Source organism: Oscillibacter hominis (assembly GCF_014334055.1).
GTDB classification, from domain to species: Bacteria; Bacillota; Clostridia; order Oscillospirales; family Oscillospiraceae; genus Oscillibacter; species Oscillibacter hominis.
In genome coordinates this window covers 665,568-677,915 of record NZ_CP060490.1, presented here as the reverse complement: position 1 = coordinate 677,915, position 12,348 = coordinate 665,568, and the positions used below count along the sequence as shown (strand labels likewise).

Below are 12,348 nucleotides of genomic sequence, written 5' to 3'. Positions count from 1 at the left end.
GCACCTCCCCATGGAAACGGGCCGCGTCACGCGGCCCGCCCCATCCCGATGGTGCCATCTGTGTCAGAGGGCTTGGTAGTCATCAATTTATACAGTCGGTTCTTCGGGAAGTTGTCCATGAAGGGTACGATAGCACTGCCGCACTTGATGAGGCCGCGGCCGGAGTCCACATTGGTGATGTAAGAGAGCTGGTTGTCCGAGATATTCAGCAGCCGGGCCAGTTCTGTCCGGTCCGTCGCCGCCTGGTTGAGCATGACGAGGAACTCGCTGTTGGCCAGCATGGTCCGGGCGGTGTGGGACTGGAGGAGGTCGTCCACATTCTGTGTGATGCCGGTGCAGCAGGCCCGGTATTTGCGGACGCGCTTCCAGAGGGTGAACAGGAAGTTCGCGCTGTACTCATGCTGGAACAGCAGATAGATCTCGTCAATATAGATCCAGGTATTCCGCCCCTGCTGGCGGTTGCGGATGATACGGTTGAAGATGCTGTCCAGCACCACCAGCATGCCCACGGGCAGAAGCTGACGGCCCAGGTCCCGGATGTCATAGCAGAGGATGCGGGAATTGGTGTCCACATTGGTGGGTTTGGCGAAGGTGTTCAGGCTGCCCTCGGTGAACAGTTCGATGGCCAGCGCCACGTCCCGCGCTTCCGGCTCCGGCTGGCGGAGCAGCTCGGCATGGAAATCCTGCAGGGTGGGCACCGCGCCGGTGTAGCCCCTGCGGATGTACTCCCGATAGCACTGGGCGGCGCAGCGGTCGATGATGGACTTCTCCTTGGCGGAGAGTTTCCCGGATCCCATGAGCTGCTCACACAGGGACAGCAGAAACTCGGACTTCAGCACCACCGGGTTCTCCCCGTCGCCGTAGCCCTGCTCCATATCCATGGCGTTGATGTGGTTGGGCGAGGTGGCGGACACCTCGATCACCTCGCCGCCCAGCCCCTCGATGAGTGGCCGGTACTCGCTCTCCGGGTCGATGACGATGATGTCGTCCGGCGCCCCGCCGTCACCATTCTCCGCCGCCAGGGCCAGCCCCACCATCTCCCGCTTGGCGGTGAAGGACTTGCCGGAGCCGGACACGCCGAGGACAAAGCCGTTGGCGTTGAGCAGCTCCCAGCGGTTGGCGAGGATGAGGTTCTTGCTGATGGTATTCTGGCCGTAGTACACGCCGCCCTGATGGAGGATCTCCTGGGCCTTGAACGGCATGAGGACGGCCAGCGCCTCGGTGGTAAGGGTGCGGAGGGCATCGATGCGGCGCAGGCCCAAGGGCAGCGCCGTCACCAGCCCCTCCGCCTGCTGCCAGTTGAGGGTGGAGAGCTGACACAGGTGCTTGCGGGCAATGGACTGGAGGGTTTCTGTGTCGCTGTCCAGTTCTTCCTTGCTGTCCGCCAGATGCACCAGCGTCACTACGGCGAACATCATGCGCTGGTCACGGGTGGTGAGATCGTCCAGCATCTCACGGGTTTCCTTGCGCTGCTGTTCGAGGTCATATGGTACAACGGCGGAGAAGTTGTTGTTGCTGTTCTGCCGGCGCTGCCAGTTGGTCACATTGGTTTCCACGCCCAGCAGCCGGTTCTGCATCTCACGCACCGCCTCGTCCGTGGGGACGGGGATCACATCGATGGACAGCATGAGCGTCCGGTTTAGTTCCGTCAACTCGTTGATCATGGAGTCTTTGATGTAGGAGGCGTACTCCTTGAGGAACAGGACCCGCCCGAACTTATCGCCCATGACAAAGTGGTCCTTCTTGAACTCCATGCTGTCCGGGCAGATGGCATCCTTATAGGAGGCCCCCTTCCGCATGCTGTCCTTCAGGTTGAAGTGGAACTCCGTTTCCTCACCTACCCGGTAGAAGTCGTGGAGGATCCGCAGACGCTCGATGGCGTCCAGTTCCTCGCTGTGGGAGTCCAGCTTATTGAGCCGGCTGGTGACGTCGCCGATGACACGGTCAAAAAAGGTCCTGGCCTCATCTACATTTTTCTTATGGGTGGATACGGTGATGTACCGCTCCTGCACCACGCTGTTGGACGAGTCGGTGACCTTGTCCGTGAGCATGGCATTGTACTCGGCCCGGTATCCGTCCAGAAAATCCCCGCGGGGCGGGAGAAGGATGGTTTCCTCGAAGTTCTGGCGGTTGAGCCGCTTGTTGTTGATGGTGATCTTGGTGGTAGAGCCAGTGTCCAGCGCATTGAGCAGTTCGGAATAATTTAGGAACATCGCCGTCTTGTCCTCTTTGGAGGCGATGGCGTAGTTGATGTCCGAAAAACGGATGCACTTGGAGAACTTGCTCCCAAACTGAAAAACCCCATCCGGCCAGATACGGCGAATGGGGATGGCGTCCTGTACGGATTTTGGCACGGTAAATTGTTCTTTGTCCTGCTTTAATGTATTTTGCAGGGTTTTAATCAATCTTCAGGGCCTCCTTCATACTCGAACGCTCCATGAGTTTTGCGTACAGGTTGTCCGATTGGAAGACGAGCCGGTGAGGATATATAAATTCCGTGCGGATATAAGCAAGTAGAAACCGCTCCAGCGTCATGCCGTTATACTGGAAAAATCCGCCGAGAGCGAACGGGAAAGCGCACAGGACGCAGACCCATCCGATCTCGGCGGTCGCCAGCACAGAGCGCAGGCCAAAATACACGCCTACGGCAACAGCGACGGCCAGCAGCGCAAAGATGAGCTGGCGGAGCGACAGCCCGAAAAACAGGCTCTCCTGATAGTTTCGGACCTCTTTGTTGATGCGTACCTCGATTGGATTTCACCTCCGTTTCCGTTCCTGGACTTTTGGCAGACAGGAGTTGCCATGTCCGCCGGGGTATGCTAACATCAAAGTGAAAAAATAGCGAGAGGGGTGTACCCATGTTCTATGCATATATTTTTCTGGGGGCCGGGATCCTGATCCTGTCCATCCTGTTCCGCCTGGCCGCGGTGTTCCGTCTGACGATCCCGCTGCTGTATGCGCTGGTGGTGCCGACGCTGCTGAGCGATTGGTACTACGCCCACTACACGCTGGCCAATGTGATCTGGTACATCCTGCTGGCGGTGACGGTCCTGTCCTGGGTGTACTCCCTGGTGCGGAAACTCTCCGCCATCATGGAGCGGCGCCGGCGCGGGAAAGAAAAAGAGGAAATTTTGATCCAGCGGGTGCGCGAGGCCGGCCTCAACGGCGGCGGTATCGTCCATATTGACGACCTGCAGGATTAACCAAGGCCCATCAGTTCCCGCACCAGCCGGTCGCTCATCTTGATGGCGCCCACCAGAACCAGCATATTGAAAACCAATTCCCCGATATAGTTCCAAACGATGGTAGCGGCAGCCATGGTGTCGTCCGCAATAGCGGGAGGCGCCGCGGCAAATTGGGAAAAGATAATACAGGCCAAAACGATCATACAGCCCTCCAGGCAGATGGCGGCGTAGCTTTTGATAAAAGCCACGCCGATGCTGCTGGAGGGCTGCCCCGCGAAACTGGCCAGGGGGATGGGCGCGATGGCCGTCGCCATATAGAGTTTGAAAAAGCGGGAATAGACGGTCAAAATCATGACCAGCGACAAAACCCAGATAAACAGGGATCCCAGGAGCGTTACCGCCCACAGCGGGATACTCTCCAGAAAGCCCACGTCCTCGATGATGGTCACCATCTCGTCTGGCAGGGCCGTGTCGGACATGGCCGTGAGGCCGGAGGCGTCCATAATGGTGGACACCGCGCCCTGGGCGATGCTGAACAGGGTCATCATCAGCTCCAAGCCGTAGGTGACGGCCCCCTGCGCCAGCGCGAACCGCACAAAGGTCTTGACCGCCACCTCCGGGCGCTTGAGTTCCGTAAAGCTGCCGCAGGTCTTGACCACGCCGGCGACGAAAAACAGTACCAACAGAGCGTAGCCGATGGCTCTCAGCGCGTCATGGATGTTGAGAATGACGTCCCAGATCCCGCCGCCTTTGAATTCTTCCGGCGACGTGGAGATGAGCGTCCAAATCTCGGTGAGTTTTTCATTCCAGGTAGCAAGGGCTGAGTTCAGGTTGTCAACGATCCAGTTTCCACTTCCCATTGTGCATCACCTCCGTGTGGGAAGGGAGCGGGAGGACGCTGTGTGCGCCCTCCCGCTTTGCCCACTCAGCCGGTGATGAGGGTGAGGATCTCCTTGGTAAACGTGATCACAATGCCGCCCGCGATGGTGAGCATGCCGTTGGCGCGCTGGGAGGGGTCGTGGCTCTTGAGGGACAGGCCCAGCTGGAGGACGCCGAAGCCCAGCAGGATGAGGCCGATGGCCCGGATGAGGGAAAAAATGAAGTCGCTCAGATTTGTCACAACCGCCAGCGGATCGTCCGCCGCGAAGGCAGGACAGACGGTCATGACCGCGACCAGCACAAAGCAGGAAAGCATGGCGTAAATGCGCTTGACCCGCTTTTCGAATTTATGATTCATGCTGCATTCTCCTTGTTTTCATTGGCGTCATCGGTGGAAAATGCCGCAAAAAATTCATGTCCAGAAATCACCGGTGCTTGGTTCTGCCTGTGGTGAATATAGGGTGGCCCGCCAGCCAGTGAGGTTTGCCGGACGGCGGGATGTTTCATTAAATCGTATTTCAGGTCCATGACCGGTCCGGCACCGCGAATGAGCAGGATGGCGTACCGGTTGTCCAACCGGCGCACTTCGTCCGGCGTCAGCAGCTCCCGGCCGCTGATCTGCATGTTGGTGGACCATGAGCCGGACTTACCTTTGGTTTCCCCATGAGTCTTGGTATCGATGGTGGATTTGCCCAGGGCCTCGGAAATGTACTTGTGGGTGCTGGACTCGTTGCCGCCGAGGTACAGCAGGGTGTCCGAGTTGCCGGGGATGGTTTCCCAGGAGTCCTTGAACTGCTCCTTGATCTGCGCCATGTTTTGGATGATGGTGCTGCAGGAGATGTTTCTGGACCTCATGGTTGCCAGTTCGCGGGGCAGCCCCGGCAAATTGACCGAGGGCGCCTCATCCAGGATGAAGTGGACATGCCGGGGCAGCGGACCGTGGTGGATCTGGTCTGCACAGTAGTAAAGGGTCTGGAACACCTGGGAATAAAGCAGACTTACCAAAAAGTTATAGGTATTGTCATTGTCCGGGATAACAGCGTACAGGGCACATTTCTTCTCTCCCAGCGTGTACAGATCCATATCGTCGTGGTCCGTGATGGCCCGGATCTGGGGCAGGTTAAAGGGGGCCAGACGCACAGCGGTCGACACAAGGATGCTCTTGGAAGTCTTGCCCGCCGCCATCTTAAAGACCTTATATTGCCGGACGGCGACGCTGTCCGGCTTCTCCCGTTCAATGGCGCTGAACAGCAGATCCAGCGGCGAGACGTGGTCCTCGTCGTCCTCTTTTACCTCCGCGTATTCCAGCACCCGCATGACCATGGAAAAGTTCTGCTCGGACTCCGGCGCCTCCTGAAACAGCATGAGGATGATGGCCTGCAGCAGCGCCGTTTCGGCCTTGGTCCAGAACGGATCCGACTCATGGCTGTTCTTGGGTGTTGTGGCTTGAATGAGGTTATTGACAAGCCGCAGGGCATCCTTCTCGTCCCGGATATAGCGGAAGGGGTTGTATCCGTCCGACTGCTCCAGATTGACAAGGTTCAGCACCCGCACATCGTAGCCCTGGCTTTTGAGGTAGCCGCCGGTGGCAGTCAGCACCTCCATTTTGGGATCGGTGATCACATAGTTGGTGTTGGCCTCCAAAATGTTAGGCAGGACATAGCTGCGGGTCTTGGCCGCGCCGCTGCCGCCGATGACCAGTACGTTGAGGGACCTGCGGTGCTTGTGGGTATCCAGCCCCAAACGGACATTTTGTGTCAGGGGCTTATTCTGCTTTTGACAGAACATAGCGTTGACCTGTTTGGGAGACGCCCACTGTGCCGAGCCGTGTTCCTCGCCGTCACGGGTGCGGCCCTGTGTGGTGCAATACAGGCAGATGCCTATGATGTACGCGCCGGTGCAGGCGAGGATGCTCATCAGGCTGTGTTCCGTCCAGCGGATCTTCAAAGGAGTCTGCAGGGCCGCGGTCAGGTTCGTCAGCAGCTCCGGCAGGCCGTTCCCGAGGGACTGGGCAATCAGGAGAGCGGCCCAGACCACGGGGATGTAGAGAAACAGATACGGGAGGATCCCTCCCGATCTGCCCGGTTTATTCAGCGGCATTCACCTCCAACTGAAAAACAGGGGCGCACCGCATTGGTACGCCCCATAGGCTGTTTGGATGTATGCCTGTTTGCTTAGTCCTGTTCGAAGGGATACAGGATGTCCACACCGAGGGCGTGCATGTGATCCTCATACTGCAGGAGGCCCCGCAGGTCGTGGCCCCGGTAGATCCGATCCTGTTTACAGGACAGGATGTAATCCATTTTCTTTTCGGCAGCCTCCCGCGCCAGGAACCGGAGGCTGGGCCTCCGGAGGTCCCATCCGCACATATAATCTTTGTATACGCCGACGATCTGCATGCTGTTTACTTCTGCAAATTGGCGCAGGTAAGTGTCCTGTCCGCTGATACCGATCTCGTCTGCTGCCGGATTGTTCGTGTTCACCCGGAGATACAGCCAGCAGCGTTTCCCTCGCAGCTGCGCTTTGGGCGGCAGGCTCCCGTGCGCAAACAGCCTTTTCAGCAGTGCCATATCCTCCGGGAGCAGGAATCCTGCGCTGCCGGTGCGTCCTCTGTAGTAGTAAACGACCTTCATGGTATCTGGCCTCCTTCACTTTTTCTGTAACGCAACCATACCTGAACCGGCCCGGAATATCCAGCACTTTCCCCAAACAGCACTCAATTATCTGGTCTTGGTCCGCGTCTTGGTTTTCTGCCTGGCCGGGGCGCGCCGCCGCTGTTCCTCCAACTGTGCGCGATAGTCCTGCAGGCGGCCCTCAACGGAGGGCCGCTCATCACTCGTCGTCCTCGCCGCGCTCCCGGCGTGCATAGGAGAGCTGGTGCTGGTATCGCGCGAGGCGCGTCCCGACCGGGAATCTTTTTTTGGCGTTCCAGGTTCCTTCTCCGGTTGCCGCTCCCGTTCCGGCTGCTCCTTCTGGGGGGCCTCCGGCTGCTGGTACATCATCTTCTGGAACACCAAGTTGGCCCGTTCCACCTCTGTGGCCGGCATGACAACATCTACCATGCTTTTGGGGTCATTGGGATCTCTGGAGTTTTGGATGGCCGCATAGAGCAATTTCGGTTCCCGCGCCTTGTGCCTGAACTCCCGGTATTCCTCCTGCGTCATGGGGAATACCCGCAGATCCCGTGTCTGCTGCAGCATTTTGCCCATGCGGACCTTGCCGCTGATCTTCTTGTGGCTTTTCGCCAGCGCCAGCGATATGGCCAAAAGATTTTTCACTGCCGAACCGGTCAGCCGAACTGCGACCTCACCACCAGAGAGCATCATGCGGACCAGTTGGTCCGCAGCTTCACCGCCTCCGATATTCATCTCGTTCCACCTCCTTTGCCTTGGCCTCGGCCACATGGATGTCGTGTTCCATCTGAGGCCGGTTCCGCTCAATGGTATCGCACATGGAAATCTCCTTCCGCGCCCGCCGGATCTCACGGTTGACGTCCGCCAACTGCCGGTACAACTCCGCCTTTTCCGCCATGAGCTGCTCCCTATGGATCCCACACTGCTCCAGCGCGGAGACGGCGTCCATGTAGCGGGCGAAGGGTTCCTCCATGCCGGGCATGCCGGACTCATAGCAATCCCTTGCCGGGGCGAGGGCCTCCGCGTCGGAGAGGGCGTCGTAGAGCGCCCGCCGTTTCTTCTTCCGCACGTTGAGGATGGTGCGCTGTTTCATCAGGCTGGCCAGCGTTTCCTCTGCGCGGGCGCGGACGGCACTCAAATCCTCCGCCGTAGTAATACCATGCGCCCGCAGGAAGGCGAACTGCTCCTTGTAACTCTCGAACTTCATGATCTCCCGTCTGAGATGGGGCGTCATCCTCGGCGGGTACTGCCGCTGCCCGGCCTTGCCCAGCAGATAGAGGTAATGGACATACAGGGCCATGAATCCGGTGTACTTGGGATGCCTGCGGTACGGCTGGTACCGCGGCCGGTAGATGATGGCGGGGCGCGTACCTGCGGCAATGGCATCCAGATTCCCTCCAATGGCGGCGCGGATGCCGTCCTCGGTGAACAGCGGGTTTTTTCGGCCCGGTACCATGAACCGATCTTGGCCCCGCAGACGGAAACCGAGGCGATTCCCATGCTTGATCTCATATCCCTTGTGCTCCATGATGAGGAAGAAGTGACCGATATCGTTGGCATCCTCTATGGCCTCCCGCAGATCCGCCTCCAGCATTGCCCGGAAGGTGGGCTGGCCCCTGCTCTGCCGCAGCCACTCAATGTAGCTGACGGCCTTATCTGCTTTTCCCTCCATGATGACGGACAGGCCATGTTCCCGGCACAGCCGGTCTGAGATGGCGCGAATCTGGCTGTAGTAACTGCGGGCATTGCTGTGGTACTTCTCGCCGGTATCCGCATTCACGGAATTGAAGATGGTATGGGCATGGATGTGCTCCTTGTCCACATGGACGCCGATGACCGCCTGGTAGCCGGGCAGATGCTCTGCCGCGAACTCCCTGGCGATCTCCAGCGCCAGCTCCGGGGTGACCTCGCCGGGCTTGAAGGACTGGATGATGTGATAATACTGGACGCCGTCTGTTTTGCCCATTGCACGTTTCGTATCCAGCATCTGCCTGCATGCGTGGCCGGGATCGCAATTCAGATAGGCTGTAAGAATCTGTTCGTTAGTCTTATCGCCATTGAGCACATAGTGGATGCCGACATCCAGACGACCTTTCCTGGCAAGAACTTTTGTAACAGCCATTTACTTTTTCGCCACTTGGTACATGAGTTCATAGACACGATCCAGCATATACAGCCCGTGTTTGGCATCGTCCGGTTTGGCAATTCCAGCATTGACACTGCGGGCGATTTGATTGATATTGTTGCCGATATGATGGATCTCCGTGCGGAGGGCTTTGATCTCCTGAGAAGGGAGCGCGCGAACCTCCGCCCCCAGAATGAGGCGCCGGAGGTAGGCGGTTTTGGAAAGGCCGCAACATCGGGCGCTGTTCTCCAGCAGCGTTTTTTCCTCTTGGGACAGCCGTAGGCAAATCTCGTATTTCTTCTGCATGCTCACTCCTTCCACGGCTCACAGCCGGCAATTTTCCGCCTGCAGGCGGCATTGGGGCCAGGGGGATCCCCCCTGCAAGCGCGCAAAAGATATCTTTGCGCTATGCTTGCGCCATCGCCGCCGAAGGCGGCGGTGGCCTCGCCGCGCAGGGCGCGGCCATTTTCAAGCGGTAGGTGGATTTCAATTCCCTCTCCTGCGGAAAAGAAAAATGCTCACCGCTCATGGGCCTTGAAGTCCAGGTTATCCCGCGGGACGCCGGCCAGTTCCAGTTCGCGCTTGTCCCGCACATACGCCGCATAGCGGGCGTAGGTGTAACCTTCGCTGTCAACGAGGATGCCGTCCTGCCGCCTGCGGGCGGTGACCAGCAGGCAGCGGAAGCGGCCGAACTTCTCGCTGTACCCGGTGAGCTGGGTCCTTGCGGCGATGAAAGGGGCCTCGGCCAGCAGGTCCGCTTGAAAGCGGCGGTATTTGGATTCCGGCAGGATGATCTCCCGCACCACCGTAAAAGGCGCGGTCTTGATGATCGGGGTGTCGTTTTGCAAATCAGCAACAGAAGCCGCCTTTCTGAAAAATCGTGCTTGCTGCTCTTTTGCTATGGTGCAGACCTCCCTTCAATGGCAGGGCGTGTCATTGGACGTCCTTGCCGTCCACGGTTGAAAAGCAAGGGCGTGTCATTGGACGTCCTCCAGCGCCTGGCGGATCCGGCCTCTGGCCAGTGCGGCATAGGCGTCCGTGACTTCGATGCCGGTGGCGGAGTAGCCCTCCAGCACAGCGGCCAGCACCGTGGTGCCGCTGCCGGCAAAGGGGTCCAGGATCCGTCCGCCCGGCTCGGTGATCTTCACGATGTCCCGCATAAGTTGCAGGGGCTTTTCCGTCAGGTGGATGCGGTTCTGGGGGTTGCCGTACTTGAACACGCCGGGCAGGCAGGGCACAGGCCGGCTGATGGGCATGTCCCCGTTGGATCCCCAGACGATGTACTCCGCCTGCTGGCGGAAGCGTCCCTTCTGGGGCCGGCTGTTGCCCTTGTCCCAGACGGCGGTGCCGCGCCAGATCCAGCCAGCCCACTGGAGGGCGTCCGTAGCTGCGGGAAGCTGCCGCCAGTCGATGAACATACACACCGGGGCGCCGGGCTTACAGATTTTTCTGGCGTCGTACAGCCACTCCGCCGCCCAGCGCGTCCATGACCGCTGGTCCTTGGCGTCCCCGTCAAAGGGCGGCGGAGCATGGTCGCCCATGTTGGAGTATTTCTTGGCCGTGGACTTGTTCTTTTCCGCCTGGGTGCGCCCGCCGGATGCGTAGGGCGGGTCTGTGATCACCGCGTCGAAGGTCCCAGGCGCAAAGCCGGACAGCACCTTCAGCGCGTCGCCTTGGATGATTTCCCACTGGGGGTTATCGCTCATAGGCAGGTTTCTCCTTCTTCTTATTCTTTTTGGGTGTTTGCAGTACAGGTTCCTGATATTCTTCCAAATGCACTGTTCCGTCTTTTTCCGTTATGATTGCAGGCCGGTGGACCCGCTGGCCGAGATCCAGCAGTGTTCCTTCGATGGCATCCGCTACTTCGCCTATATAATGCATATCCCAGGGAAATTCATCTTCCGTCTTGTTGAGGAAGGTGAGGATCGTTTGGTAAACGGTATTGTCAATCGCATCTAACTGCTCGATCTGCCTGCCTGATAATTCGATCTCCAGTTCTTCTGGCGGAATGTTGTCCACCATCACATCATCGCTCCTTCCCTTGCTTGGTTCGCCGGCGCGGGGGCTTTCCCAGCTCCTTTTGGTCTGTCAGGACAGGGATCCCCAGCCTCTCGGCGTGGTTGATCTCCGCCCACATGCCCTCCGTCCAGACGGGGCCGTAGACGTTGACCTGCTGGCAGGACTCCACCAACCGCAGGCCCATCTCCCGTGCCGCCTGATCCTGTGCCGGGTTTTCCGGGTCGGCAATGGGCGGAAACATCAAATGGGGGCAGATGGGCACGTTGCCCGCTGCGAATACCTCCCGCGCTTTATCTCTGGCGAAGGCGATATTCTTCTCCACCTCGCCGCGGAGCGGGGCGCAGATGTAGACGAGTCTTGGGCCATCCTGCCGGCGCTCCGTCACACGATCCCGGAACACTCCCAGGTACTCGCTCACAGCCTGCCGCATGGCGGAATAGTCCGCCGCGGATGGGCGGAAGGCGTACCACTCCACTTTCCCGCTATCTTCCCAGATATGCGGCGCTACGCCATTACGGAAGTTGGGGTTGCCCGGCACTTGCTTGACGCCGAGGACGTCCTTCAGCCGGAGGCGGAGCTTATCTACTACGCCGTCTGTGCGGTTCAGCACCGTAACGCTGATGACGTCATAGTGGTCCGCGTGGCCTGATGTCACAAACTGCACACGGGCACGGAGATCCTTTCCCAGCGTTCCCAAACAGGCCCGGCCTGTAAACTTGGGGCTGCCGATCACCGTGCCGTCTGCAAACAGTTTCCGAAGTTCCTGTTCGTAAAATGTCATCTCGCCGGCCCATCCTTGGTGCGTTTTGTTTTGGATGGGTCCTCATGGTACTCATAGGTGCTTTTATCCGCAGAGAGATAGAGGTCAAAGTCTGCAAGGTCGATCCCCATGATATCCGACGCCAGTTCATACGCCTCTCTGGATCCGGGTTCCGGGATGTTTGCATCGATCATTTCTCCGTTTTTGTATACAGCCTCTCCCACATTGCTCCCGATGTCCTCGTCTGCCCAGCAGTAGGAGATAGTCTGATCCGGGTACTTTCTCGAAAGGGCCTCCAAAATTGTCGGGACGCTGCTCCAGGCAGTAAAGAACTCCAGGGTATCATCATCCTTACCCAGTTCCACACAGGAATACGCATTCCATTTGGTTCCCCAATTTTTATTACACCACTCGTACCAGGTGGGGGAACCGTACTGCTGAATATTCTCATACGCCTGTTTCCCAAGCGCCCATTCCTCCGGATGTTCTTTTTGGAAAGCTTCCGCGCCGGCTTTGTCACCAGTTATAAACCGGCGATATGCGTCAAGGCCGTTGGTTGTCCTGGTTCCGGATTCAATGTCTAAGGCTTTTGGCATAGGGATGAGTTTGTTAAAATCGATGCTCCCGTAAACACCATCCTTCTGGCGCAGATCCCGCAGCATTTGATGGAAAGCGGCGACCTGCTCCGGCTGATCTCCAAATGAGATCAAATTTGTGATATGATTTGGCATGAAACCTCCCTTCACC

General features: G+C 58.5%; 15 protein-coding genes. 1 reads left to right on the top strand and 14 read right to left on the bottom strand.

Annotation, left to right across the window (positions count from 1 at the left end):
* Positions 1-26: 26 nt before the first annotated feature.
* Positions 27-2,405 carry a VirB4-like conjugal transfer ATPase, CD1110 family gene (locus tag H8790_RS03415; RefSeq protein ID WP_055270875.1) on the bottom strand — a complete coding sequence of 793 codons (2,379 nt, stop codon included), beginning with the start codon at positions 2,403-2,405 and terminating at the stop codon, positions 27-29.
* Complete coding sequence (locus H8790_RS03410) at positions 2,398-2,751, bottom strand: PrgI family protein (RefSeq protein ID WP_044944356.1); 354 nt, start codon at positions 2,749-2,751, stop codon at positions 2,398-2,400. Before H8790_RS03410 ends, H8790_RS03415 begins: the two co-directional genes overlap by 8 nt.
* Positions 2,752-2,858: 107 nt before the next feature.
* On the opposite strand from H8790_RS03410, the gene H8790_RS03405 reads away from it, so the two are divergent.
* Entirely contained in the window at positions 2,859-3,203 is a 345-nt protein-coding gene (locus tag H8790_RS03405; RefSeq protein WP_009258932.1) for a hypothetical protein, read from the top strand.
* Here the strand turns inward: H8790_RS03405 and H8790_RS03400 are convergent.
* From H8790_RS03400 to H8790_RS03345, 12 genes are all read right to left on the bottom strand, one after another.
* Positions 3,200-4,045: a hypothetical protein gene (locus tag H8790_RS03400; RefSeq protein WP_055270877.1), complete on the bottom strand. Its 846-nt coding sequence runs from the start codon at positions 4,043-4,045 to the stop codon at positions 3,200-3,202. The two genes, H8790_RS03405 and H8790_RS03400, sit on opposite strands and share 4 nt — an antisense overlap.
* Positions 4,046-4,110: 65 nt before the next feature.
* A complete protein-coding gene (locus H8790_RS03395) occupies positions 4,111-4,422 on the bottom strand; it encodes a hypothetical protein (RefSeq protein ID WP_009258928.1) in 312 nt (103 codons plus the stop codon).
* On the bottom strand, positions 4,419-6,164 hold the full coding sequence (locus tag H8790_RS03390; RefSeq protein ID WP_009258927.1) for a VirD4-like conjugal transfer protein, CD1115 family: 1,746 nt from the start codon (positions 6,162-6,164) through the stop codon (positions 4,419-4,421). Before H8790_RS03390 ends, H8790_RS03395 begins: the two co-directional genes overlap by 4 nt.
* 74 nt (positions 6,165-6,238) lie before the next feature.
* Positions 6,239-6,697 (bottom strand): recombinase family protein, encoded by a 459-nt coding sequence (locus H8790_RS03385; protein WP_009258926.1) that lies wholly within the window; start codon positions 6,695-6,697, stop codon positions 6,239-6,241.
* A gap of 87 nt (positions 6,698-6,784) precedes the next feature.
* A complete protein-coding gene (locus H8790_RS03380) occupies positions 6,785-7,432 on the bottom strand; it encodes a DUF3801 domain-containing protein (protein ID WP_009258925.1) in 648 nt (215 codons plus the stop codon).
* On the bottom strand, positions 7,413-8,819 hold the full coding sequence (locus tag H8790_RS03375) for a relaxase/mobilization nuclease domain-containing protein (RefSeq protein WP_055270879.1): 1,407 nt from the start codon (positions 8,817-8,819) through the stop codon (positions 7,413-7,415). Before H8790_RS03375 ends, H8790_RS03380 begins: the two co-directional genes overlap by 20 nt.
* Entirely contained in the window at positions 8,820-9,128 is a 309-nt protein-coding gene (locus H8790_RS03370; protein ID WP_009258923.1) for a plasmid mobilization protein, read from the bottom strand.
* 212 nt (positions 9,129-9,340) lie between these two features.
* A complete protein-coding gene (locus H8790_RS03365; RefSeq protein ID WP_009258922.1) occupies positions 9,341-9,670 on the bottom strand; it encodes a DUF6329 domain-containing protein in 330 nt (109 codons plus the stop codon).
* Positions 9,671-9,799: 129 nt separating this feature from the next.
* A complete protein-coding gene (locus tag H8790_RS03360) occupies positions 9,800-10,528 on the bottom strand; it encodes a DNA-methyltransferase (RefSeq protein WP_009258921.1) in 729 nt (242 codons plus the stop codon).
* Entirely contained in the window at positions 10,518-10,844 is a 327-nt protein-coding gene (locus H8790_RS03355; RefSeq protein WP_009258920.1) for a hypothetical protein, read from the bottom strand. The genes H8790_RS03360 and H8790_RS03355 overlap by 11 nt, the downstream gene beginning before the upstream one ends.
* 4 nt (positions 10,845-10,848) lie before the next feature.
* Positions 10,849-11,622: a DUF7768 domain-containing protein gene (locus H8790_RS03350; protein ID WP_009258919.1), complete on the bottom strand. Its 774-nt coding sequence runs from the start codon at positions 11,620-11,622 to the stop codon at positions 10,849-10,851.
* Entirely contained in the window at positions 11,619-12,332 is a 714-nt protein-coding gene (locus H8790_RS03345) for a DUF1281 family ferredoxin-like fold protein (protein ID WP_009258918.1), read from the bottom strand. The genes H8790_RS03350 and H8790_RS03345 overlap by 4 nt, the downstream gene beginning before the upstream one ends.
* Between the last annotated feature and the right edge of the window lie 16 nt (positions 12,333-12,348).

Bases quoted from the DNA above. Each gene is read 5' to 3' on its own strand.
- H8790_RS03405 (WP_009258932.1), top strand. From the start codon at position 2,859: ATGTTCTATGCATATATTTTTCTGGGGGCCGGGATCCTGATCCTGTCC.
- H8790_RS03400 (WP_055270877.1), bottom strand. From the start codon at position 4,045: ATGGGAAGTGGAAACTGGATCGTTGACAACCTGAACTCAGCCCTTGCT.
- H8790_RS03395 (WP_009258928.1), bottom strand. From the start codon at position 4,422: ATGAATCATAAATTCGAAAAGCGGGTCAAGCGCATTTACGCCATGCTT.
- H8790_RS03390 (WP_009258927.1), bottom strand. From the start codon at position 6,164: ATGCCGCTGAATAAACCGGGCAGATCGGGAGGGATCCTCCCGTATCTG.
- H8790_RS03385 (WP_009258926.1), bottom strand. From the start codon at position 6,697: ATGAAGGTCGTTTACTACTACAGAGGACGCACCGGCAGCGCAGGATTC.
- H8790_RS03380 (WP_009258925.1), bottom strand. From the start codon at position 7,432: ATGAATATCGGAGGCGGTGAAGCTGCGGACCAACTGGTCCGCATGATG.
- H8790_RS03375 (WP_055270879.1), bottom strand. From the start codon at position 8,819: ATGGCTGTTACAAAAGTTCTTGCCAGGAAAGGTCGTCTGGATGTCGGC.
- H8790_RS03370 (WP_009258923.1), bottom strand. From the start codon at position 9,128: ATGCAGAAGAAATACGAGATTTGCCTACGGCTGTCCCAAGAGGAAAAA.
- H8790_RS03360 (WP_009258921.1), bottom strand. From the start codon at position 10,528: ATGAGCGATAACCCCCAGTGGGAAATCATCCAAGGCGACGCGCTGAAG.
- H8790_RS03355 (WP_009258920.1), bottom strand. From the start codon at position 10,844: ATGGTGGACAACATTCCGCCAGAAGAACTGGAGATCGAATTATCAGGC.
- H8790_RS03350 (WP_009258919.1), bottom strand. From the start codon at position 11,622: ATGACATTTTACGAACAGGAACTTCGGAAACTGTTTGCAGACGGCACG.
- H8790_RS03345 (WP_009258918.1), bottom strand. From the start codon at position 12,332: ATGCCAAATCATATCACAAATTTGATCTCATTTGGAGATCAGCCGGAG.